Source organism: Streptomyces sp. NBC_00012 (genome assembly GCF_045040875.1).
Taxonomy (GTDB): domain Bacteria; phylum Actinomycetota; class Actinomycetes; order Streptomycetales; family Streptomycetaceae; genus Streptomyces.
Genome location: NZ_CP108310.1, coordinates 1,120,969 through 1,143,996, shown reverse-complemented (window position 1 = coordinate 1,143,996; position 23,028 = coordinate 1,120,969). Strand labels below are relative to the sequence as shown.

Annotated in this window: 15 protein-coding genes and 4 pseudogenes; 8 read left to right on the top strand and 11 right to left on the bottom strand. The window is 67.3% G+C overall.

The genetic code is table 11. The features are described from left to right. Positions 1–73 precede the first annotated feature (73 nt). The 6 genes from OHA19_RS44030 to OHA19_RS44005 all read right to left on the bottom strand — a co-directional run bounded on the left by OHA19_RS44030 (position 74) and on the right by OHA19_RS44005 (position 5,220). On the bottom strand, positions 74–895 hold the full coding sequence (locus OHA19_RS44030) for an AfsR/SARP family transcriptional regulator (RefSeq protein WP_331748844.1): 822 nt from the start codon (positions 893–895) through the stop codon (positions 74–76). Between the two features lie 217 nt (positions 896–1,112). After that, entirely contained in the window at positions 1,113–1,766 is a 654-nt protein-coding gene (locus tag OHA19_RS44025; protein ID WP_331762950.1) for a TetR/AcrR family transcriptional regulator, read from the bottom strand. Between the two features lie 221 nt (positions 1,767–1,987). Then, positions 1,988–2,650, bottom strand: coding sequence for a hypothetical protein (locus OHA19_RS44020; RefSeq protein ID WP_331754675.1), 663 nt, complete (start codon positions 2,648–2,650; stop codon positions 1,988–1,990). Between the two features lie 212 nt (positions 2,651–2,862). Continuing rightward, positions 2,863–3,021, bottom strand: coding sequence for a thioesterase domain-containing protein (locus OHA19_RS44015; RefSeq protein ID WP_405722324.1), 159 nt, complete (start codon positions 3,019–3,021; stop codon positions 2,863–2,865). A 180-nt stretch (positions 3,022–3,201) separates the two neighbouring features. Beyond that, positions 3,202–4,407 (bottom strand): cytochrome P450, encoded by a 1,206-nt coding sequence (locus OHA19_RS44010; RefSeq protein ID WP_405753521.1) that lies wholly within the window; start codon positions 4,405–4,407, stop codon positions 3,202–3,204. 114 nt (positions 4,408–4,521) lie between these two features. Next, positions 4,522–5,220, bottom strand: a complete 699-nt coding sequence (locus OHA19_RS44005; protein ID WP_331748856.1) for a ScbR family autoregulator-binding transcription factor — start codon at positions 5,218–5,220, stop codon at positions 4,522–4,524. 288 nt (positions 5,221–5,508) lie between these two features. Here OHA19_RS44005 and OHA19_RS44000 point away from each other — a divergent pair, with 288 nt between their 5' ends. Further along, positions 5,509–7,434, top strand: coding sequence for an acyl-CoA dehydrogenase (locus OHA19_RS44000; protein WP_331754671.1), 1,926 nt, complete (start codon positions 5,509–5,511; stop codon positions 7,432–7,434). Positions 7,435–7,846: 412 nt separating this feature from the next. On the opposite strand, the gene OHA19_RS43995 is transcribed toward OHA19_RS44000, so the two are convergent. The 3 genes from OHA19_RS43995 to OHA19_RS43985 all read right to left on the bottom strand — a co-directional run bounded on the left by OHA19_RS43995 (position 7,847) and on the right by OHA19_RS43985 (position 10,974). Continuing rightward, positions 7,847–8,233 carry a DUF6009 family protein gene (locus OHA19_RS43995; RefSeq protein ID WP_331748863.1) on the bottom strand — a complete coding sequence of 129 codons (387 nt, stop codon included), beginning with the start codon at positions 8,231–8,233 and terminating at the stop codon, positions 7,847–7,849. Between the two features lie 126 nt (positions 8,234–8,359). Further along, positions 8,360–9,901, bottom strand: a complete 1,542-nt coding sequence (locus OHA19_RS43990; protein WP_331748866.1) for a phage/plasmid primase, P4 family — start codon at positions 9,899–9,901, stop codon at positions 8,360–8,362. Then, positions 9,898–10,974, bottom strand: a complete 1,077-nt coding sequence (locus tag OHA19_RS43985; protein ID WP_331754669.1) for a bifunctional DNA primase/polymerase — start codon at positions 10,972–10,974, stop codon at positions 9,898–9,900. Before OHA19_RS43985 ends, OHA19_RS43990 begins: the two co-directional genes overlap by 4 nt. A gap of 667 nt (positions 10,975–11,641) precedes the next feature. Here OHA19_RS43985 and OHA19_RS43980 point away from each other — a divergent pair. The 3 pseudogenes from OHA19_RS43980 to OHA19_RS43970 all read left to right on the top strand — a co-directional run. Continuing rightward, a pseudogene (locus OHA19_RS43980) lies at positions 11,642–12,381 on the top strand (DUF4158 domain-containing protein); the annotation flags it as partial. A gap of 554 nt (positions 12,382–12,935) precedes the next feature. Further along, positions 12,936–13,162, top strand: a pseudogene (locus OHA19_RS43975) (Tn3 family transposase); the annotation flags it as partial. Between the two features lie 236 nt (positions 13,163–13,398). Then, a pseudogene (locus tag OHA19_RS43970) lies at positions 13,399–13,872 on the top strand (MFS transporter); the annotation flags it as partial. An 83-nt stretch (positions 13,873–13,955) separates the two neighbouring features. On the opposite strand, the gene OHA19_RS43965 reads toward OHA19_RS43970, so the two are convergent. Both OHA19_RS43965 and OHA19_RS43960 read right to left on the bottom strand, forming a co-directional pair. Continuing rightward, positions 13,956–15,155, bottom strand: coding sequence for a ParB/RepB/Spo0J family partition protein (locus tag OHA19_RS43965; protein ID WP_331748876.1), 1,200 nt, complete (start codon positions 15,153–15,155; stop codon positions 13,956–13,958). Then, positions 15,152–16,378, bottom strand: a complete 1,227-nt coding sequence (locus OHA19_RS43960; RefSeq protein WP_331748880.1) for a ParA family protein — start codon at positions 16,376–16,378, stop codon at positions 15,152–15,154. The genes OHA19_RS43965 and OHA19_RS43960 overlap by 4 nt, the downstream gene beginning before the upstream one ends. A gap of 665 nt (positions 16,379–17,043) precedes the next feature. Between OHA19_RS43960 and OHA19_RS43955 the strand changes: the two are divergent. The 4 genes and pseudogenes from OHA19_RS43955 to OHA19_RS43940 form a co-directional block, all read left to right on the top strand. Then, positions 17,044–18,018, top strand: a pseudogene (locus OHA19_RS43955) (IS110 family transposase); the annotation flags it as partial. Positions 18,019–19,307: 1,289 nt separating this feature from the next. After that, positions 19,308–20,303 carry a ParA family protein gene (locus OHA19_RS43950; protein WP_331754667.1) on the top strand — a complete coding sequence of 332 codons (996 nt, stop codon included), beginning with the start codon at positions 19,308–19,310 and terminating at the stop codon, positions 20,301–20,303. A 694-nt stretch (positions 20,304–20,997) separates the two neighbouring features. Beyond that, entirely contained in the window at positions 20,998–21,405 is a 408-nt protein-coding gene (locus tag OHA19_RS43945) for a hypothetical protein (protein WP_331754665.1), read from the top strand. 447 nt (positions 21,406–21,852) lie between these two features. After that, entirely contained in the window at positions 21,853–22,617 is a 765-nt protein-coding gene (locus OHA19_RS43940) for a hypothetical protein (RefSeq protein ID WP_331762938.1), read from the top strand. Positions 22,618–23,028: the final 411 nt, after the last annotated feature.

Here is a 23,028-nt window from a genome sequence, read left to right as displayed (position 1 = left end):
GGCCCTGGCTCTCGCGAGGGAGTCCGCTCAAGACCGTCTCGAACCCGTATGGCGAAAGGATGACGAGGCCGGCTCACCCGGTCAGGGAGGGAACAGAGGCGGGCGCGTCGGGCGCCGCGATGAGGATGGAGCGCTGCAACCGCCGTACGTGCGCCGAGGGTTCGATGCCCAGTTCGCGTACGAGGGTGGCCCGCAAGCGCTGGTAGGCGTGCAGTGCCTCACCGCGCCGTCCGGAGCGGTACAGCGCGAGCATGAACTGCGCGTGCAGGTTCTCGTGGGTGCCGTGCCGGTTCACCAGCACCGTCAGCTCCGACAGCAGTTCACGGTGCCGTCCGAGCCGCAGCTCCGCATCGAAGCACTGCTCCAGGGCACACAGCCGGGACTCCTCCAGCCGCCATGCCTCGGACTGCAGTTGCGGGCCCGTGCGGACGTCGGTGAACGCCTCGCCCGACCACAGCCCGAGGGCCTGCCGCAGCAGCGTGGACGCCTGAGTGAAGTCCTCCGCGTCCATGGCCCGGTAGCCGCGCCCGGCGAGCAGCTCGAACTCCCTGGCGTCACAGGCGCCTTCGGAGCCGGCCAGCCGGTAACCGCCAGGAAGCGTCATCAGGACGTCCTTCGCCCCGGTGTCCTGCGGCACGGTCTCACCCGTCCCCTGCGGGGAGACCAGTGCGGCCGCGATCAGCTCCCGCAGCTGCAGCACATAGGTCTGCAGTGTGGTGCGCGCGCTGCGCGGCGGGCGACTGCCCCACAGCTCCTCGGTCAGCGCCTCCACCGGCACCAGACGGTCCACTCGCGAGGCGAGCATCGCCAGCACCTGCCGCGGCTTGGGCGCCGTGGGTGTGATCGACACACCCCGCACCTTCACCTCTAGAGCCCCCAAGACCCCGATGTCCACAACTATCTCCCCTGTTCGTTGTGCAACCTCTCGACGAAGTAAAAAACTGTACGATCGGTTTGTCAACACGCAGAGCGTGCCAGAGAAACGGACTAAGCGCCTTATACCGACCGCATTCACTATCGAATCGAGCCCGATCCCCGCTGAAGCGACCCCAATAAGAGAACGCAGTGACTCTTTCTATGTCGTTCCGGGAGCGGCGCTGCCCCCTCCCTCCTCACCCGGCCGGCTCGAAACCGAGGGGCGGGCCGCCGTCGGCGTCCAGGGAAGCAGCCGTCGCCGGCGAGGCGACGCGCGGCAGGATCAACCGCCAGAAACGGGCGACGACATCCGGCTTCAGCCAGGTGCGGTCCCGCACGGCCAGCACCTCGAATCCCACGGTGGCCGCCACCACGGCCGTCGCGACATCCGCGCCGTGGATTCCCTCACCCAGTTCCCGCGCCCGCTCGGCATCCACCAGGGCCTCCTCGACCCAGTGCTGCCACTGCTCGCGCAGGCTCTCCCCCAAGTCGGGCACCGAGCCGTCCAGGGTGAGAACGAACCCGGCCTTGAACACCGGGTCCCGGTCGAGCAGGGCCACGAACCGGTAGGTGGCCTCGATGAGCCGCCGCAGAGCAGTGGGCCGGTCACCACCGAGGCCGGGGTCGGGAGCCGCGCACACCTCGCCGAGCAGGACGGCTGTGGCCTCCGACACGACAGCCCTGGCCAGGTCCCGCTTGTCGGTGAAGTGGTGGTGCAGTCCGCCGTAGCTCACACCGGCCCGCTTGCTGATCCTGTTGAGCGACACCGGATCGAAGCCCCCGTGGGCGAACTCCTCGCCGGCGGCCCGGATCAGCATCTTCCGAGTCTGCGCCGCTCGTTCCTGCTTCACCGTCGAGAAGTCTCCTGATCGCGGGGCAGCCGCCCGGCAGCGGGCCCGCCTCGCCCCCGAGGGCACAAGCGGTCGCCACGAGGGCCGGATACGTCACGGGAGTCCGCACGCAGGAGGCACTGCGGGCAGACCTGTACCTGAGGCGCCCTGCCGGTGACCCGAGATACAGCGCGGACACTCTCGGCCGAACTCCGACACCATTAAACCATCATGTCGGTTTGTTACGGGAGTGTGCGGCGGAGACTTTCCAGGGAGGCCGCCCGGCGTGTACGCGAGGTCGAGCTCGGCGGGTTCGGTGCCGAGGGCGGCAGCCGCCGTGTACTTGACGGCGAGCCCGGAGGCGGCGAACCGGTACGACAGCCGGGCACGGTCTCCGCCGGGGGCGGCTTCGGCCCGGCCGTCCAGCAGCAGGCCGCCGCCCGGCAGCAGCGCTGCGAGGGTCCGCGCGCCGGCGGGTGCCACCGGCGGCCTGCACTGGGGCGGTGCCTGCTGGCGATCCCGAGGGCCACGTCACGGCGGAACACCGGGCGCAGCACCTTGGCCAGCAGATCGGCCCTGGTCAGCCGCCCGCCGTCCGCGACAGGTACGCATTCGGCGTTCAGCCCGAACCGCTCCAGCAACACTTCCTTCTGTTCGTGTGTCCTTCCCCGGGCAACAGCGCCGGACAGGGTGGTCAGGCCGTGCGGGCTGTCGGGGGCGTAGGGGTCGCCGAGGAGCACTTCGAGCCGTGCGGCACGCCGGTCGGCGGTCGGCAAGGCGGCCGGACAGGCGGGAGAACCGGCCGCGCCGACGGCGGCCCGGTCCAGCGTGGTGGCGGCTGCGACGGCCATGGTGACGCGGATCAGCCCCTTCGGGCTCCTGCGGACTCGGGCGCCTGCGGACATACTGCGATGAGCCGCGCGCCGGTCTGTCGGGCGCGCGCCCCCGGCAGTTGACGACTGTGCCGACGACGACTCGAACGCCGATCAGCCGGAACTGGACGGACTTGCCCGGGGCTTTGTGCAGGGGCACGGGCGCGGGCCCCTGCACGACCCGGACGACGCCGCGAGCGTGCGTGCCGGATGCCGCGCGGCATCCGGCAGGTTGACGACACGATCTAGCGCAATGCCGGGGCCTGCTCCACGGAGGAGGCACGGCTGCCGGAGGCGAACAGCTCGACGGGGCCGCGGCCCGCGTCCTCCAGGCGGCGCGCCACCTCGAAGCCGACGATGGCACCCATGCTGTGGCCGAACAGCGCGTACGGGCGCCCAGTCATGCGGCGGCCTCATGGCGCCGGAGCATCCGTCGAGGGACGCTCGAACGAAGACGGCAGCCCTGCCCCTCAAACAAGCCGGACGGACGGTTTTCTTTCGGGAACCGAACCGCCCGTGCTCTCTGAGGGCTCCGCGCCGGTGTGCCGTCGACGGAGCCCTCAGAGGCAGAAGATCCACCCGGGTCAGCCTTCCGCGGGCTCCCCCAGCAGCACGGGCAGCGAGTCGTATCCGTTGACGATGAAGGACGGCACGGGATCGATCTCCTCCGCCGCGACGGCGAGCCGCACCTGCGGGAAGCGCTCGAAGAGTCCGGCCAGCGCGATCGTGGTCTCCAGCTTGGCCAGCGAAGCCCCCATGCAGAAGTGGACGCCGTGCCCGAACCCTATGTGCTCACGCCAGCCGGGTCGTAGCAGGTCGAAGCGGGTGGCGTCCTCGCCCTGCTGCTCGGGATCGATGTTCGCGGCGCTGAAGGAGACTATGATCGGGTCCCCCTTGCGGATCAACACACCGTCCAGATCTATGTCGTCCACCGCGAAGCGCATGGGCGAGTAGGCCGCGGGGTTACGGCTGCGCATGGTCTCGGCGATGACGTCGCTCCAGTCGGCGCGCCCGGCCCGCACGTGGTCCAGCTGCGCCGGGTCGGCGAGCAGCGCGCCCATCGCGTTGTTGATCAGCGTGCACGTCGTCTCCTGGCCGGCCGCGATCATCAAGTAGAGCGTGCCGAGCAGCTCCTGTTCGCTCAGCGTCTGATCCTCGTCGCGGGCCGCGATCAGGGCGGACGTCAGGTCGTCGGCGGGGCTTTCCTGCTTCTGCCGCACCAGATCGGCCAGCATCCCGAAGACCTCCACCTGGGCCGCGGCCATCTCCTCCGCGGCCGCGGACGTGCTGAACACCATGTCCAGCGCGGTGCACAGCGGCTGTCTGAGGTCCTCCGTGACTCCGAAGAGCTCGCATATGACCCGCAGGGGCAGCGGCTTGGCGTACTGGGCACGCAGGTCGAGGGGCTGTCCGGCGGGCAGCAGCGCCAGGCCGTCGAGGAGTTCGGCGGTGATCGCCTCTATGCGGGGGCGCAGGGACTTCGTGCGCCGCATCGTGAACGCGCGGGCGATCAGCCGGCGCAGACGGGTGTGCTTCTCACCGTAGGCGAAGAGCATGTTCTCGTTGGCCACCCACGGATAGAGCGGCCAGTCGTCGGAGATTCGTCCCTCGACGAACGCCGGCCAGTGCTGCCGGGCGTCTTTGGACACCCTCGGGTCCGTCAGCAACTGCTTGACGTACCGCTGTCGGGTGATCGCCCAGGCGAGCACGCCCCCGGGCAGCTCGACCTCGGCGGCGGGTCCGGAGCGCTGCAGCATCGCGGCTTCGCCGTTCAGGTCGCGTCCGAGCACGTCGAGAGCGTATGGGCAGGCATTCGTTTCCATCTGTTCTCCCCCTTGTGGATGGCTACTTCGTGCCGACGTCCCACAGTGGGAACGCCGTCGTACCTGCCCCCCCTCGACGCATCACATGGCGTCCTGGACGGCCTCCGGATCCGCTTCGGCGTTCCGGAACTTCATGGCCTCCTGGTAGACCCACATGCCCCGGTCGGGGCCGAAGTCCAGGTGGGAGAGCACCGAGGGCGCCGCGGTGGCCGCCATCAAATTCCGGTAGAGGTCAGTCACCCTTTCCGGCATGTCCTCACGCTCGGTCATGATGTTGGACAGCACCTGGATCCCGGTGAACGCCCCGACCGCCAGCTTCGCGAGGCTCAGCGTGTTGACGTGCGGCAGCAGCTCGCCATTCGCCTTCGCCTCGTCCAGCAGGGCACGGGTGTGCTTGACCCAGGCATTCATCGGCACCCGCGTGTCGAGTCCACCCTGGGTCGCCCCCTGGTCGACGGTCAGCCGCACGCTGCCGCGGACAATGGGGTCACCGGTCTCCCGCCTGAGCAGATGGGCCAGCAACAGGGCCTCGTCCAGGGACTCCTGCAGCTTGAACTCCTGCTTCGGGACCGGCGGGAGTGCCTCGACCTGCACGGCCAGCACTCCCTGGGCCAGCTCCTCCTTTGAACCGAAGTGGAAGTACAGGGCACCCCTCGTCAGCCCGGACCTCTTCAGGATCTCGGAGATGGTCGCCGCCTCGTATCCGACTTCGTCGAACACTTCGGCCGCGGCCACGAGGATCGCCCTGCGCGTCCGGATCGCACGTTCCTGCAACGCCACCGTTCTACCTCCGTCAGAAAATACCAGTCGGTATTATTCTGCACGCAGATATACCTATCGCTTCCGCCCACATTGGTGGGCAGGGCCTGGTACACCGCGAATTCTGGTCCGTCCGCATGGTCGGCGGCGTAAGCGAGTGCCACTTTAAAACCGATCAATCGGTTTTTCAAGACTTCCCCCCGCGCCCCGAGGCATGGAAGATGAGCCATACAGATAGACCGGTTCAGTACGTTTGCCGGGGCTTCCCGGCTTCCACCAGCCGCGTATCTCATCTCAACGGGGAATTTCATGACAACTGCGACCCTGCCCGGCCCCCTTCCCTCCGGGACCCCGGTGCTGCCGCTCGGCCCGGACCGCGACCTGACCACGCAGTCACCGCCTGAGCCCTCCATGGCCCTCGACAGGGAACTCACCCGGCTCCTCTTCGGGGACAACCAGGCCGCCGTGCACGCCACTTGGCGCGGCCTGCTCACCAAGGAAATGTTTCACCATCAGCCAGGTCTGACGCCCGAGCAGCGTGTCGCGCTCTCCTACGACCGTCTCCGCCAGGTCAACGAGGCGACCGACTCGCCCGAGCAGCTGGCTCGCGATCCGGAGCTGCTCGCCGCGCTGCACGAGTGGACAGGGGTCGTCGACGGCGGCCTGTGCACTCTGGCGAGCATCCACTACAACCTCTTTCTCGGCAGCCTGCTCGACCACGACGGGGCCGGCCAGGACCTGTCCGAGTTCACCTCGATGAGCAGCACAGGCACGTTCCTGTGCACGGAACTGAGCCACGGCAACGACGCCCCGGCCCTGCAGACGACGGCCGAACTCGACCGCGCCACCGGCGAGTTCATCCTGAACACGCCCACCACCGGGGCCCAGAAGTTCATGCCGAACACCAGCCTCACCGGCGGCCCCAAGACCGCCGTCGTGGCCGCGCGACTGCTGATCGACGGCGAGGACCAGGGCGTCTACCTCTTCCTCACGCCACTGAGCGACGACAAGGGCCACCTGCCCGGGGTCCACGTGCGCCGGCTGCCGGACCGCACCGGCACCCCGGTCGACCACTGCCTCACGACGTTCGACCAGGTCCGGCTGGATCGCGAGGCCCTGCTCCAGGCCGACCACGGACGCATCGACGCCGACGGCACGTTCACCAGCACCCTGGGCAGCCGGCGCAGGCGGTTCCTGCAGTCCATCGCCCGCGTCACCACCGGCAAGCTCTGCATGAGCGCCGGAACCCTCGGCATGGCGCGCGCCTCCCTGGTCATCGCTGTGCGGCACGCCTACTCGCGGCAGATCAGCGGGTCCAGACGCGGGCTGCGCGTACCGCTGATGGAGCACCGCAGCCATCACAGCCGGCTCCTGCACTCCCTGGCACTGGCCTACGCCATGAGCTTCCTGCACCGGTCCGCGCTGGCCCAATGGATCGGGCACGGCCTTGAGGACCAGGAGGAGGCCGCACGCCTGGTGGCCGTGGCCAAGGGCTGGATCACCTGGCAGGCCCGCGCCATCACCACCGAGTCCCGTGAGCGGTGCGGCGCCCAGGGCCTCTTTCCCGCCAACGGCATATCCGACCTGCCGCTGAACGTGGAGGGCGGCATCACGGCCGAGGGCGACAACCTGGTGATCTGGCTGAAGGCCGCCGCCGAGATGCTCTTCGCGTCGCAGAACGACGACCGGACCGCCACCGAAAGCCCGCTGAGCGACGGGCCGTTGAGCGACAGGCCGTTGACCGATCTGTCCTTCCTGCGCGGGCTGCTGGCCGAAGTCGTCGCCGGCTGGCGGTCCCGGGCACAGCTCGCCCTACGGCAGGGACCCGCGGGCGACCCGCTCGGTCGCTGGAACGAGGCATCCACTCCCGCGCTGGAAATGGTCTCGGCGTACGCCTGCCTCAAGGCGGCCGACGCCTTCATGGCCGCCACGGCCCGGGCCGGGACGCCCGAGGCACGCCGCGTGCTCGAAGAGCTGTGCTGTCTCTTCCTGCTGCAGCAGCTCAACGGACACAGCGGACTGTTGCTCGCCGACAACCACATGACGGCCGATCACGTCCGCGCGCTGTGGCCCACGATCAGCGGCCTCGTCGCCCGGCTGGCCCCTCACACCATGGCCCTGGCCGACGCGTTCGACCTGCCGGAGGAGTTCCTCGCCACGGTTCCGATCGCCAGCGGAGGGCTCATCGGCCACGAGCCCTGCGAGCGTCCCACCGGGGAGGCCGGCCGCTCCTGAAGCCGGTGACGACGCTGGGTCCGCGGTCCGTACCCGGGCAGGTGCGCTCGGGCACGGACCGCCCCGATCAGCGACCGAAGCGACTGAAGTTCCTCATCATGGAATCCTCGCGTATGTCATGACCGTGACGCCGCTGTCGAAGACCCGGCCCGAGACGGTCCGGTAGCTCTGCGGCGTATAGGCGGAGTCGAACAGCCGCCTTCGGGACGCTGGGTCTTGCAGCCCTTGATGCGGGCGGCGAGGGGGGCCGGGGTCGACCGCCTCGGCAGGGGTCCCCGCACCCACGGTCCCGCCCCACGACGTCCGCCGCCTCGGCGGAGGCACGACCAAGGTCCACCAACCCGGGGGCGGCGAACTGCGCCCCCACCGGGACGAAATGCCTGCCGTCCGTTTCGCGCGCTCTCACCGCGGTTCAGGCGCTGGGGGCTGCTATCGCTGCGGCGGGGCCGCGCTGGGAGCGGGGGGTTTTGTCGCCCACGCGCTTGGGTTCGATGGTGCGGGGATCGACGGCTTCGCCCGGGGCGCCCTGCTGGTAGGGCCCGTCGGGGTTGGCGTCGCGGTCGTGCGGGAGGAGGAAGAAGACCCGGCGGAGCTGGAGGCCGCTGTCGGGGTCGGCTTCGGCATGGGCGTCGAGCTCGGTGTAGCCGACCATGCGTCCGTCACGTTCGTAGCGGGGCTTGCCGCGACGGCGGGCGGTCTTGTCGAGCGCCTGGCGTACGTAGTCGAGGTCGTCGGGGTTCTCCAGCCACACCACGGCACTCTCGTGGCGGAGGTCGCTCTCGTTCAGCAGCGAGCTCATGGCTGCAGCCCCTTTTCGTCGTCTACGGCCGGTTGTGGGCCTGGATGGATGTGGTGAGCACGATCCCTGGTGGGGGCACCCCGCCCATGGTAGGCCGGGTTGGCAGATCTGTGTCGGGCGCTCTGGTCAGGCATGGCCGGCCTGGGGCTCGTCATCGGTGAGAAGTCCGAGGCCGGGGTAGTACTTCTTGCCGCTGGACTTCATCATGTCGGCGGGTGAGGCGAGGGAGAGTTCCTGTCGCACGCGAGTGGCGAAGGCGCGGGCGGTGGCGGGGCGGATGCCTTCACCGGCGCTGCACCAGCTGCTGTAGGTGGTGTACAGCAGGCCCTGCTCGACGCGGAGGTCGCCGTTGTCAGTGGTGCAGCATTCGGTGAGGAAGCGGCCGATGTGGTCTTCGGTGGTGGCGTAGGCCTCGGTGGCGATGCGGACGGTGGCGGGTCCGGCGAGCGGGTCGCGGGTACCGAGGTAGAGCTGGGCGCCTTCGATGAGCCACTGCAGAATGCCGGGGCCTTCGCTCAGGACGAGTTCCTTGGCCAGGTTGTCGATCTTGCGAGCGGCGGGGACGACACGTTCGAAGGGGATCAAGCGGATCCGGCGCCAGAAGGCATGGCCGCCGGTGCCGACTTCAGGGCGGTGGTTGCCGAGCAGCCAGAGTTTGTGGGTGGGGTTGAAGCTGAAGAAGTCCTGGCGCATGCGGCGGGCCATGATGCGGTCGCCGCCGGTCAGGAGCTTGACCCGTGATTCGTCGAACTTGTCATTGGGTTTCAGTTCGGAGCACACGACGATGCGTCGGCCGTGGAGTTCGGTGAGTTCCGTGGAGTGCTCGGAGAACTTGCCCTTCTCCATGAGGAAGCCGGGCGGGGCGGCCTGGGCGTAGTCGCCGAGGATCTGCGTCATGACGTCGAGCAGCACGGACTTGCCGTTGGCGCCGGTGCCATAGAGGAAGGGCAGGACCTGCGCGCCGACGTCGCCGGTGACGGAGTAGCCGAGGAGCAGATGGAGGAAGTGGATGGTCTCCGCACCCTTGGCATCGTCGCCGAAGGTGTCGTGGAGGAAGCGGTGCCAACGTGGGGTGGGCATCGTCTCGGGGGCGACGCTGGTGGCCCGGGAGTGCATGTCGGCTTCGGGGTCGGGCTTGTGGAGGTGGCCGGTGTGGAGGTCGACGACGCCTGCCGGGGTGCACAGGGCGTAGGGGTCGCCGTCCAGGACGTCGGGGTCCAGAGCGAGTGCCGGGGATGCCTTGGCCTGGGTGAGCATCGCCTTGATGCCCGGGGTCGACATGGAACGTCGGCGGTGGGAAGCGAGTTCACGTTCGCTGAACTGGCCGGTCGGGTCGGTGGCGGGCATCTGCTCGGCCAGATCGCCCGCCGCCCACACCGCGGCCTTCTCGCCGCCGGTGCGCTTCCAGCGGTACTGGTCCCAGTGGTACCAGCCAAGGCCTTCGACATGGCGGAACTGATCGCCGAACATCACCGCGAACAGCTTGGCGTTGCCGCGGTCGGTGAGCAGTCCGGGGAGCCGGCCCGACTGCGTCGATGGCTCGTGGACGACCACGGTGGCGGCTCCCTGCTGAGCAGGCAGGCCGGGGTGTTCCACCTGGCCGTCGAGATCGAGCATCTGCTGCGCCGCGGCAGTGGCGTCGAAGCGCGGGCTGTCGGCGCTGCTCATGGACGTCCTTCGAAATGGAGCGGCCGGCTTGCGCCGGCGGACAGGGCAGAGGTGATGACGGCAAGACTGTGGCGGCTTCGATGCGGCCGAGCGGCGTCGGCGGCCGCGGTCAGCAACTCGCGTGCCTGGCTGTCGGTGAGGTGACCGGAGGCGACCAGACCACCGGCGGTGTAGGCGGCACGGTTGAGTTTCTCGGTGAAGGCGGTGCCTTCAGGAGCGGCGGCGCAGTCCTTCACCTGGTCGAGCAGCGGTTCCAGGAGCCGGTGGGCGCGCTGGTGGGCCGGACGCCGGGGCCCGGGGCGCGGTGGCGGCGCTTGGGTGGGCCTGTGGTCGACCGGGTGGCCCGTGCGCCGGAGTTCGACGGCGAGCCAGTCAGGCAGAGGGGCGGGGAGCCGGGCTGCGCCGACCGGGCTGTATGTACCGGCGGAGGTGCGGGTGGCGGGGGTCACGATGTAGCCGCCGGTGGACCGGACATCGACTTGCCAGGCGAGGGCGACCTTGGGGCTGGAGCCCACCGAGGAGCGGTAGCGCGGGCCTTCGGCGGGCGTCCGGTACCAGACGTGCAGTCCGCCTGACGGAGTCCGGACGCGCAGGGTCGAGTCGTCGTCCGCGGGACTGCGTCGGCCGCGGAGGGCTGCCAGCAGCGCGATGGTGTCGAACCCGGAGGCGAGGCCTGCCAGGTTGACGCCCTCGTGAATCGGGATGCCGGGCAGGAGGCGGTTCCGGTCGGGCACTTCAGCGCTGTGAGCATCGATATCGAGGATGACGAGTCCTGCCGGACCACAGGAGACCCCGACTCCGAGCGTGGGGTACCTGCCCCACCAGGCGTCCAGGAGAGCGGTGTTCGTGGTCGCCGCGTGGAAGCCGTGGCACCACCTGCCCACGGAGTGGCAGGGACAGCTCTGAGGGCTGTGGGGCTCGTCGCGGCACGTCGGGCAGTTGGCGGCCGGGGTCTTGCGGCCCGGGGCCAGCGGGTGCACCGGCCAACCGTTTCCGGCGCACCAGCGGGCAACGTCGTAGGGACTGGCGGTTCCCCTGGAGCGGGGATCGCTGGTCTCACTGTGACGCGGCACGCTGATCTTCCTTGCCGAGGGGCTGAGAGCCTGCTCAGTCCCTTTGATAAAAGACCAGGTCACAGCGGTGCCACCGCCAGACGAGGGACCGAAGGGACTGAGATTTCCAATGAGATCAGAGCCTACATCAGCGGTCTGGGCCGGGGGGTAGCCGCTTCCCGACTTGGGTCCCTTCAGTCCCTTTCACCACCTGGGAGGTTGCGGTGCCTGCATCTTGGCCCAGCAGCCGCTCAGGCCGGTCGGCCGGGCGTGTCGGGTCCTGGCCAGGTACGCCGGGAGGGACGGAAGGCCGGAGTCGCCTTTTGGTCCCCGTTCAGTCCCTCATAGAAAAACGCAGGTCACAGGGCATTCAGGACTCAACCGAGGGACTGAAGGGACTCAAAGTCGCAGTTATGAACTGCTCACGATAGAAGCCTTGTTTCTCGCGCGTCCACATGTACGCGCACCCGTGATGACAGGAACTGGAGTTTTCAGTCCCTTCAGTCCCTTCAGTCCCCTGTTCAGACAGCTCAGACGCCCCTGAGCTGCGCTTTTTCCGAGGGACTGAAACAGGGACTCAACGAGCAGCTGCGCGATTGGCGCCGCCTGGACATGTGAGACCCGGAGTTGGTCGTCGGCGACGGCGATAGGGGCCTGTGGAAGGCACTTCACCTGTTCTTCGGGGCCCAGGCTCGTGACCGCGAGCTATCTCGGGATGTTCCTGGACGACCCGACGGACGTGCCGGCGGAGGTCGTGGACTACCTCGCCGAGTAGCTCGGCATCGGTGATCCGTCGGTGCTGAAGGCGTACGGCGAGCGGGGACCCCGGCTGGAGCATGTGCGTGAGCTGCGGCGGGTCCTGGAGTACCGGGAGTTCACCGAGGCGCAGGCCGAGTCGCGGGAGTGGGTGGACGCGCTGGCCTGGACGACGGGGGAAGGCCCGAAGGCGCTGTTCGACGCGGCGGCCGGGGAGGTCACCGGCCCGAAGGTGGAGTCGTTCGAGGCGATGTGGGAGCGGATCGAGGCGGTCGTGCCCGGCACGAGCTGGCCGCCGCGATCGCCGCGCTGTTCGAGCTGCCCCCGCCGCTGGACTCCGACGCGGACGAGGCGTGGCGGGCCATGCTGGGCAGCCGCTTCGGTACGGTCCGGCCCTTCCTCAAGCTCCTGGTCGCGGTCGTCGACTTCGGCACCACCCCGGAAGGGCTCCCGGTCCTTACCGCGTTGAAGTCGCTGCCGGACCTCATGGGCCGCAAGAAGGCCGGCCCGGCCGAGATCGACACCGGCCGGGCCGGCTCGTGGCGGCGCCTGGTGCTCTCGGCCCCTCACCTGGAGCCGGGCACGGTGGACTGGAAGACGTACACGTTCTGCGTGCTGGAGCAGTTCCACCGGATGCTGCGAAGCAAGCAGGTGTTCGCGAAGAACTCGTCGGCGAGCGCGACCGGGACAAGGAGAAACGCCGGGCACCTTCCACCGTTCCGCGGGGCCGCCAGCCACGCGATCGATCCCGAGCCCTGGGGACCCCCCTACGTCGTGCAGGAGGCTCAGAAGAACCCGAAGCCGGCTCAGTCGCGGGGACCGCGAATCTGCTGGGAAGAAGGCTTCGTCATTTCAGCGGGCGGCCGAAAGACAGTGCTGGTGCACCCCGACGACGCCGCCGGCCTTCAGCCACTGCCCAACTGGGAGAACAGCACTGGGTGCTGCGGACCGACCGGCGACGAGGGACTCAACCGGGCCTGCCCTTGCGGTGCTCCGGTCGCGACCCTCGCGGCCGACTGCTTCGGGCCCTACGAACTGCACCTCGCCCCTGTCCGGACCTACGCGTTCTCGCAGTAAGACCGCGAAGCGCACGGCGCCGACGCGATCGACACGCCCGACGGAACGCGCCCACCCAACTCCTTCACGACTACTTTCCGTCGTGAACGTCGGCTCGCAGGCGGACCTGACCCTGAGCTGGACTAGTTCGGATATGACCAGATCGGCGCCTCGGCCTCGTCCTCAACGCCCTGTTCTGCTCAACACCCGGTACATGGACGCCGCCGTCCCCCAGCTCCGCGCCGAGGGCTTCGACGTCCGCGACGAGGACATCGCCCGCCTCTTCCCGTTCGTCCGGCACCACGTCAACGTGCTCGGCCGCTACTCTTTCCAGCTCCCCGACCGGCCCGGCGGTCTGCGTCCGCTTCGCGACGAGGACGCGATCGACGAGGAGTGACAGGCACTGGCCCGCACGGCCGGACAGGATGTCCCCTGGGGATATGGCCAGGAGGAACGTCCGGCGGTGCAGCCAGTTCGCTGCCCGGCTGCCCGAGGGCAGCCGGCGGTCGCGCCGGTACTGCACGGCGCCTGCCGAGTCGGACGTTGTCGCGAAGGCGGCGGCCGCCCGCGTTCTGGCAGACCGAAGCTACTCAGCGCAGTACGGCCGCCAGCAGGTCGGCCCCCAGCGCCGTCATGGCGGGCGGCACCACCGCATTGCAGGCGCTGGCAGCCGTCACCGGGCTCGCCTATCTCGCTGCGGCAGCCTTGGCATGGTCGGTCCACCTGCGCGCGCATCCGGCCGCTATTTCGGCCAAGACAGGGCCGACGGGCCCGCACCTCGGATGCGCGCGCTGCTGGCCGCCAACGTGGTCTACGTCTTCTGCCTCAACGTCCCCGAAAATCGCGCTCCCGCTGGTCCTGGTGACACAGTTGCACGCATCCCCGGTGTGGTCGGCAGCCATCTTCGTGGCCAACACCATGCTCGTGGTCACCCTGCAGGTTCTGGTCACCGTCCTGATGTCCCGCCTTTCCCGGCGGACCGTGCTGGCTCTCGCAGGCGTGGTACTCGCCGCGTCCTACCTCGGGTTCCTCGCGGCCACCTCACTGGGACACGGCTGGAGTGTCCCGGCCGTCGCCACGGTGTCCGTGGTCTGCACCATCGGCGATCCGACCGTAGGACAAAGAGGCCCCGCTCCCCCGCACATCGGCAGGAGAACGGGGCATGAAGGGCTGGAGCTGGGAAGCGGCCCTCATACCTGCTTGTTGGGCAGTGCCGTCCCCTCCAGCTCACCGAGCCTGAGCAGCATCGACTGACGCTGCTCAGGTGTCATCTTCCGGAACACCAGATCGGCAACGGCCTTGCCGTCGTGCCAAGGCATCTTGATCGCAGGTCGCTGCGGAGCCGAAGAGTCTGTCGCCCTGGGCACAAAGGGAGACAAGACTTCACCAGCTGCATGAGGCTGGACCTGCGTTTCGAGGAGGGGGGTCTCCGCCGCGTTGGGCCCCTGAGACACCTCGGGCTGCGGACCTGGCGGTGCCGTGTGAGCGGCAGACCGGAAGGCCACTGGTACCGGTACACCCGCCTCCCGGACCGAGTCCTCAACAGGAGGCAAGGCCACGGACTCCTGCGGGGCGGCCGGCGCAGTCTTTACCGCGGTAAAGACTGCGTGGGGGGCCGCGGGAGGTGTCAGCGGCTGTTCCGTTGCGGGGCGGCGAATTCTGGGGCGCTCTCTCTCCTCCTCGCGCTCCAGGGCACGGTTCTGCCAGGCACTCAGCTGCTCTTCCTGGGGAAGCTTCACCAGGGTGCGCGTCTCACGGACCGGAAGATCCCCGCTACTCACCAGCGCTTGGAGTTCAGGGTCCAGGTCGAGCAGGTACATCTGCTGAGTCACCCAGCCCCCGGACTTGCCATAGTGCTCCGCGACTTTGGCCTTGCCGCCGAGCTCTTCGACCATGGTCTGAATGCCGAGTGCACGCTCTATCGGATCGAGGTCTTCCCGGTCATTGTTCTCGGAGAGAACAGCGTCCAGGAAGTCCGCCCGAGACTTGGCCACATCGTCATCGACGACCACCTCAAGGGTGCCGATTCCAGCGGCCAGGGAGCCTCGATAGCGTCGCTCGCCGTTGGCGATGACATAGCGGGCGGTGCCGACACTGCCGGCTTCGCCCTCCCACAGCCGGAGGTAGGCCTCGCGTGTGACGGCGACTGCCGGCTGCAACTGCTTCTTCTTCAGCTTCAACCCGAAGTCGAGCAGGTCACTGTCGCAGCCAAAATTCCGACGCGGGTTGAAGCGGGTCGGAACGAGTTGGTCAAGAGGGATCGTGCGTAGGCGACTGTCGGAAGCTCCGACAGTGACGGCTCCGGTTGCTGCGGCCACAGCCTGCCGCCGTGCACTGACGCCAGGAGGATTGCCAAAACGTCCGGTGCCGAGCTGGCCGGCCTTACTCATGAGACCTCCCGTGCGAGCGCCCGCATGGCAACTGCTTGCTGACTTCGTGGCGCGTACGCGAGCAGCGGCCGCTTCACGCGGACGGCTTCCTTCTGTTCCTTGAGGTCCCCGATGAGGCCGACGACTCGCGGATCCTTTATGTCGACCCAGCCCTGGAGTGAGGACGTTGCGATGTAGCCGCGCCGTGAGTCGTAAAGGTTGACGACAATGCCGAGGTAGTCGATCTCGATGGCAAGGTCGCTGCGCAAGTCTTCGAACTGGGCGGTGAGGAGTTCGTATGCGTCGGCGCTGCTGTCTTCGGCCTGGACCACGACCAGCGCACCGGACTGACCGGGTGCTTCGCCGTCGCGGCGCCTCCCGTAGTAGGCGGCCGCGTCCATGCTGAGGCCGAGGCTGGGCGGGCAGTCGACCAGGATGACGTCAAAATCGGCTTCCAGGGGTGCAAGAGCGCGCTCCAGGGCCGCTTCGCGGGCCCGGACCGCGGAGAGACGGACGTCCAGGAGGAAGGCGTCACTACATGCCGGCAACAGGTGGAGGCGCCCTTCGAAGACCTCCTCGTCGATCGACACGACGAGGTCTCGCAGGTCGCCCTTCGGGTCGCCGGCCATGTGGTTGGTGAGGCTGTCGCCGTTCATGGGCAGGGGCGTGGCCCCGAGCTGATTGGTGAGGTGGCACTGGGGGTCGAAGTCGACGAGCAGAACCCGCAGTCCGAGGCCGGGCAGATTCTCGACCTCGAGAGGACCTGCCTCTCCGGCTGCGGCCGCGAGCTGTTTGGCGATGCGAACTGGGTGCAGGGCGTTGGGATTCTCTGCCAGAGCTTCGCCGGTTCCAGCTGTGATCGCGGTCTTGCCGACGCCACCCTTCTGATTGCAGACGATGATGCGCCGCGTGATGCTTGGGCGCTCGATGTCGGGGGCGTGGTGAGTGTCGAGCCACAGCTGCACCGATTGGGCAAGGCCCTGGATGAGAGAGACGCCGCGGTCGGTCGCAGCCTGCCGGAAGGTGTCCCACTGTCCGTCTGGCAGGAAGGTCGCGAAGGAGTCTGCGCCTCTGGTGTCGACGGTCTTGAGGCCTGTTGCCAGGTCGCACCATGCGGCAATGCCCTGCTCGACCGCGGTCTGAATCTCGATGCCGTGCTGGGCGGCTCTGACCTTGAGGTTCTGCCGGAGCCATCCCGGCAGTTTCGAGACGACCTTCTCGCGGTCGTTGGCTGGAGAACTCATGGGAGACACCTTACTAACGCTCAAGACCAATGGTGGCATTGACACGTTAGTAGCATCTAATACGTCTCGGATGGGGTGACTTTACCGCGGTAAAGCCACCCCCTGCCCAGTCCCAGGTCGTCCTCACCCTGCGGGGTGATCGGGAACGTGCAGAAACGGCTTGGCGAAGTGACCTGTGTGCATCAAGGGCCGCTTCGGCTACTCCTGCGCAGTCCAGTTCCGTAGGTGCTGTCCTGTCATGTGTTCTCCCCGGTAGGCCACTTCTAGTTCGTTGGTGATTAGAGGTTCTGGGTCTCTGATGGGCCGGGGCGGCGTTGTCCAGCCCCAGGCAGGACGTGTGTGGTCCGGTCGGTGCCGTGGTGGCCCCTGCGACACCTCCGACCGTGCGAGGTCTTGGTAGAGACTGGTGGCGCTGGGCGCCGGCCGGTCCTCGCACGTTCTGCCCCCACGGGCCCGTCGGGTTCGGGATCCTCGTTGGATGAGCTGCCGCACGGTGACGCGTATCTCCTCACGAGCTTCGAGCTCTGGACACGACGCGCGCCCGTGCGGTCCGGCGGTGCCGCGCACGGCTGATGAGGTGGCGGGCCTTGGAGCCCTGGAATTAGTGCGCCGTGCGGCCCCGCGTGCTCGCCTTCGAGAACAGCACCGGAGAAGGGGCGGAATCCATGGACGTGTTCTGCGGGATCGACTGGGCGGAGGGACACCACGACGTCGCGCTCGTCGACGACACCCGGCAAGCTGCTGGCCAAGTGCCGGATCAACGACGACCTGGACGGCTACCGATTGCTGCTGGACCTTCTGGCCGAGCACGGCGACACGGCGGAGGCGCCGATCCCGGTGGCCATCGAGACCAGCCGCGGCCTGCTGGTCGCCACGCTGCGGCAGGGCCCCCGGAAGATCTACGCGGTCAACCCGATGGCTGCCTCCCGCTACCGCGACCGCCACGGATCGGAGTCAGCCGCAAGAAGTCGGACCCCGGCGACGCCCTGGTCCTGGCGAACATCATCCGCACCGACGCGCCAGTGCACCGCCCGCTGCCCGCCGACACCGACCTGGCCCAGGCGGTCTCCGGCCTGGCCCGCGCACAGCAGGATGCGGTCTGGAACCGGAGCAGGTCGCCAATCAGCTGCGGTCCCTGCTGAGGGAGTACTTCCCGGCGATGATCGAGGCGTTCAGGGACAAGCCGGGAGCCCTGACCCGCCCGGATGCCCGCCGTATCCTCGCCGTTGCGCCCACACCTGCCCTGGCCGCCAAGCCGCAGATGTGGAAGCTGACCGCCATGCTCCGGCGAGCCGGCCGCCGCCGGGGCATCGAAACGGACGCCGAACGACTTCAGCAGCTCTTCCGCCAGGAAGCCCGCGGCAGCTGCCCCTCGTCGAGGACGCCAAGGGCAAGCAGGCTCAGGCCCTGCTGCTGCAGCTGAACGCGGCCTGCGAGGCGGTCGATGACCTGGCGCGTGCCACCGAGGAGGCCTTTCGGTCACACCCGGATGCGGCGATCATGCTGAGCTTTCCCGGGATCGGTCCCAGGTCGGTGCCCGCGTTCTGGGCGAGATCGGCGACGACAGGAGCCGGTTCACCACGACCGGAGGACTGAAGTCGTACGCTGGCGCGGCCCCGATCACGCGGACGAGCCTCCGCTGCTCTCGACGCTCTACAACTTTCTCAGCGCCTGCGTTCTGCGCAGTTCAGATCTGGTGTCGGCAGGCTGTGAACCTGCCCATCACCCGTGCACCCCGTGCACTCGCCGGGATCCTTCGCTTCGCACGTGCAGCAGCTGGGTGCACGTCTCGATGTCAGCGCATCCAGACAGTTTGGCCTCACTCGCGAGAGTGCGCTTGTGCTGTGTGCCGTCCTATGAACCGTCCTTGGCCAGCATGCAGTTCACGTGAGTCCGACTCACGCTTTCCCTGAAGCACGTCCTTGCGAATCCACGCAGCCCGTGATGCATCTTGCACATCCTCCAGCCACACAGGCTCGTTCCCCTCTTCTCCCCGTCGGAATGGCGTTAAGTCCCGTCTGCCTCGGATCGCATGTGCTCCTCCTACTGCTCTCACATTCATCGAGCGAGGCACGTACTGCCGAATCAGTGCTCTCAACGATCGATCCACCTCATCTCGCCCGTACGTACATCACTACGCATGCAACCCCCTCACGTTCCTATGACGCACTCTCGTTGCTGTATCTCGACCCATCCACCTTCGTAGGTTTCTTTGTAGGTACGCCGGTAGCTAGGTCGGTAGCTACGTGTGTAGGCGTGTAGGCATGTTGGTAGGTACGCAGGCATGCATTCATGTATCTCTGTAGGCATTCAGGTATGCACGCATGCATCTACAGTCGTCGGCTCACCGCTTGGTTTCGATGCGTGCCAACAGCCTTGTCGCAACGCACCCTCTTCTGCGCGCCTTCGTCGTTCGGCGCTGTTCCGTGTCACTGCATCTGAGTTCTGACTGACGCTCGCGTTGAATCTCGCGCGCTACCGCCCGCTATTCTTGCGACTGATGCTGCAATCCTCTTCGACATTTTTGCCCTGCGCCTCGCGCCGGAGCCCCTGCCCACACACCGCATGAGGCGCGTACGCCGATGACGTCCTGCATGTTCACCCCCGGCAAGAACGTCCTACCGCTACTCCCTCGCTCCAGTGCTCCGCACATGCTGCACTCGTGCGACACACCTGAATCTCGCCTCACTCACCCTCTTCCTCTGCGCCTTGGTGTTATCGTGCCCCCGTGTCACGTCGTGACACGCAGGCACGACAGCAGACACACGATGCATCCTGAAGATGACCGATTTCTCAGGCAAAATCCCTAAGCTGTACACCCTTTGTCTTCAACCACCGCCCCTATACCGCCAGAACACGTGACGCGACGCGACAGCGACGCCCAAAGCGTGGTCCCTTACCCCCTCGCCCAGTTCGGGAGGCATTCGCGATGACCAGCACGCTTGAGAACCCCATCGATGTTGTCGGTGGCCCAGCGAGTCCCGCGCCGACGGTGATCGCGATCGCTACGCAGAAGGGTGGAGTCGGCAAGACGACCACCACGGTCAACCTCGGCGCCCGGCTGGCGATGGCCGGCTACAACGTCCTCATCGTCGACCTTGAGCCCCAGGCCCAGGCCGGAACAGCGCTCGGAGTCACGCTCGGCGGCCAGGAGGACGAGCAGGAAGCCGAGGAGGAGCTGCAGAGGTCCCTCGGGTACATCCTTCAGATGGCTCTGCAGAACTTCCCTCGGGCCCACCTTCAGCAGGCCATGTTCGATCGCACCGACGAAGTCCTGGAAGGCTTCGACGGGCACGGTCGCCTCTGCCTGCTGGCCTCGGAAGAAGCTTCCATGTCGGCGGCGCAGAACGCGTTTGTCACCAAGCCGTACAAGCAGACGGCCACGCTCCGCCATCTGCTGCTGGCAGAAGCCCGAGGCTTCCACTTCGTTCTCATCGACACCCCGCCGGCCGTCTCCCACCTCAACGCGGTCGCCCTGGCCGCTGCTGACTACGTGGTGACGATCTGTATCCCGGAATACCAGTCCATCAAGGGGGCGCTCGTCCTCAGCGCGGCAACGCACGCGGTCGAGACCAACACCGGGGGAGAGTGCAAGCCGCAGCTCCTGGGGGCGCTCTTGAACCGCTCCAATCCGGAGTCGAAGTGGACCAACCAGGACGTCGACATCCGGAACGGGATGGTCGGCGACGGGATCAACGCTGAACCGGGCCGGGGCCTGTTCCCTTTCTTCACCGACGTTCGCAAGGACACCCGTATCTCGGAGTCCTACATCTACGGCAAACCCGCCGTTGTCCGGTTCCCGAACCACGCATGCGGCAAGCAGTACACGGCCGTGGTCGAAGAGATCCTGGACCGCATCGACCTGCCGCACGAGAAGTGGACGATCGCCAACCCGATCCTGGTCGAGGAGAGTGCAGATGCCTGAGCCCGAGGGTCAGGGAACGAACGGCCCGGCCAAGAAAGCTGTCAAGAAGCCGGCCAAGAAGGCTGCCAAGCGGGCAGCTCTCAAGCCCAGGCCTCCAGGTTCCATCCTCAACAACCCTGCCCTTGCCGGTGCCCAGACCGTGGTCGCAAGGTCGGTGCTCGGGCAGGGAGCATCGGGGGCTGATGCTCCCGCCCCATTGCCTCAGGCGTCGGCCGAACAGTCACCGGCCCCGCCGCCCCGTCTGCAGGCAACGAGCGTGGTGCCGGCCCCCAGCCAGCCCGTCGAAGGACAGGGTACGAAGGAGCCTGCACCGGGGGAGACCCACACGTATCGGTCACCTCGTAGCGCCGAGTTGTCCGCACCTCCTGCCGATCGCCCTGCCGACGGCTCGGATTTGGAGGCCAGGACCGCTGCTCGCGACAACACTGATGCCGATGGCCCCGATGTTGCCGGAGCCGCAGAGGTCGGCCCCGCGTTCTGGCGAGTGATTGATGCTTCTGCTCCGGATCGCGAGGGAACACCGTCCAGCACTGCTGCCTCGACGCCCGACAGAGTTGTTTCTGAGCCTGCCTCCCGGGCGGAGAGCAGCGTGGATACGGCTGCTGTACGGAAGAAGCGCGCCGGGTCACCCCGTGGGGGACCGAAGCTCGGTCCCGCCCATGAAGCCATTCACAGGTCGTGGCGAAACAGCCGCGTGGACCTCAAGATGGGCAAACAGTCCTGGCAGACACACGCGTTCAGGTTCGCGCCGGATCTCGTGACGGTCCTCAGTCGGCGAGTCGCCCAGGACTCCACGTCGGCGAGGAAGACGTTCACGGCCGCTCAGTACGTCGATGCCGCGATGTGCCTCTACCTTCCCAGCACCATCGCGAATCAGCTGGAGCTCGCGGAGGAGTTCCTGCTCTCTCGCGACTCCGACGTAGGCACGGGCAAGCAGGCGAGCCACCGAGTGAGCGCCGAGGTGTACGCGATTGCCTCGCCGCTCGCGAACGAACTGCGGATCGCCGGTCACCCCAGACTCGCAGTCCATGTCTACTCGGGAGTACTTGACCGATTCCTCCGGGACCTCGAGGAGGAAGGCCCGCTGGGCCCTACGAAGTAGCTGCGGCCACGGCGGCCGGACAAGGCGAAGCGCCAACCTCTCGCGGAGAGGTTGGCGCTTCGCCTTGTCCGTATTGGTTCGAGCAGGGTCCAGCGATACCGGAAGCTGGATTCATAGGCCACTCAGTAGGTAGGCCAGTAGGTAGGTCAGTAGCTAGTCCGATAGGTACGTAGTCATGTCTGTAGTGATCTCCGTAGGCATGCACATAGGTGCGTGTGCAGGTATTGATGCGTCCTTGTATGTACGTATCGTCACGCTGTCGCCTCTGCCATATCTTTGACGCGACGTGACACGAAGTTAGGCCAGTAGAAACGGACAGATCTCGCCGAACTCAGAGAAGGCGGGGGGAATCGCACTGGAGAGCGTGTCGCGACGTGACACGGAAATCGGCCCCAAATGCGCTACGGTGATCCACAGCCAGAAGGACACTCACGCGCTGGAGACGTCTTGTCCGCCTACGTGCAGCCTGCTGTTCTCGCGAATACCGCCAAGCTCAATCGCTCCTGGGTCACCAAGGCCGTGGCACTCGGCCTGATCAATCCGAGCACCCTCGACGGTGAGGACCTGATCGTCGTACGCGTGTTCGCCTTCGTGGACCAACTGATGTGGCCCGGCAAGAGCAGATCCAGGAGCGAGGCGCGGGTGATGGAACCGTGGCAGTCGCTTGCGGTCAACGCCGCACGCGCAGCGGCACGGGACCCGGCCACGCGGTTGGACTCCATCCTCTGGGTAGCGCCGGATGGAGTGGAAGTCACCCATGAGCCAGGAGCGCACTCGGCTTTCGTGCTGAATCGCCAACGCTCGATGTTCGTGGCAGTGCCGCTCGGGGAGTGGATCGCCGAACTCCCTCCGAACCTGGAGACCCTCTTCCACTGGCCTCGCCAGATCATGGAAACCACGGTCACGGTGGACGACTCAACCGCTGTCTGCCTGCGCACTTTCAGTACCGTTCCCCAGCAGGTCACCGTGTTCGCATCCGCTGCCGCTCCGCTGGATGAAGCCGCGCACGCGAAGGTTGTCCAGCATGTCGCCGCCCAGCACCCGGACTCGAATATCCGTCTCATCGAATGGCGGAGTGCGGACACGCGATCGCCATGGGCTGAGCTCTACGTGCTCCCCGGTGGAGGCCTTGTCAGGCGTCCCCTCGATTCCACGAGTCTTCTCAACGAGTTCGGGCCTCAACTCAAACACTTCGGCCCAGGCGCGAAATGATCAGCCGCACAGCCTCAGGAGCGCTTCGTAGGCAAGCGCAGGAGCGTGGGGTGCTGTGCGTTGCCGGCCTTCACCTGTCTTCGGCCCGACCCCCTTCGTCGGCGCTGCTCCAGCCGGAACAGCGCCGACGAAGGATGTGATGAAACAGCTCGGCCCGGGATCTGCGGTCCCGGGCTCCACTGCTCCGTCGAAGAGGTGAGCACGACTCCAATTCCTCACTGAAATCGCGTCGCACACCCGGCTGTTGCGCCATGAACCAGCAAGCCCCGGTTGCGATGGACTACGCCCTCTTTCTCCTCGACAGGAGCAGATCATAGCTACCCGTCCGAGGGCTGGATCAGTCGTGCCCGAAGCCGATGATGCACGGCACCTCCCGGCCCCTTTCCCACCCGCGCCCTCCCGGGCAGATAC

Coding starts and splice junctions, on each gene's coding strand:
- OHA19_RS43965 (WP_331748876.1), bottom strand. CDS start 15,155: ATGAGTAAGGCCGGCCAGCTCGGCACCGGACGTTTTGGCAATCCTCCT.
- OHA19_RS43995 (WP_331748863.1), bottom strand. CDS start 8,233: ATGAGCTCGCTGCTGAACGAGAGCGACCTCCGCCACGAGAGTGCCGTG.
- OHA19_RS43990 (WP_331748866.1), bottom strand. CDS start 9,901: ATGAGCAGCGCCGACAGCCCGCGCTTCGACGCCACTGCCGCGGCGCAG.
- OHA19_RS44015 (WP_405722324.1), bottom strand. CDS start 3,021: ATGACTGGGCGCCCGTACGCGCTGTTCGGCCACAGCATGGGTGCCATC.
- OHA19_RS43950 (WP_331754667.1), top strand. CDS start 19,308: ATGACCAGCACGCTTGAGAACCCCATCGATGTTGTCGGTGGCCCAGCG.
- OHA19_RS44000 (WP_331754671.1), top strand. CDS start 5,509: ATGACAACTGCGACCCTGCCCGGCCCCCTTCCCTCCGGGACCCCGGTG.
- OHA19_RS44020 (WP_331754675.1), bottom strand. CDS start 2,650: ATGTCCGCAGGCGCCCGAGTCCGCAGGAGCCCGAAGGGGCTGATCCGC.
- OHA19_RS43960 (WP_331748880.1), bottom strand. CDS start 16,378: ATGAGTTCTCCAGCCAACGACCGCGAGAAGGTCGTCTCGAAACTGCCG.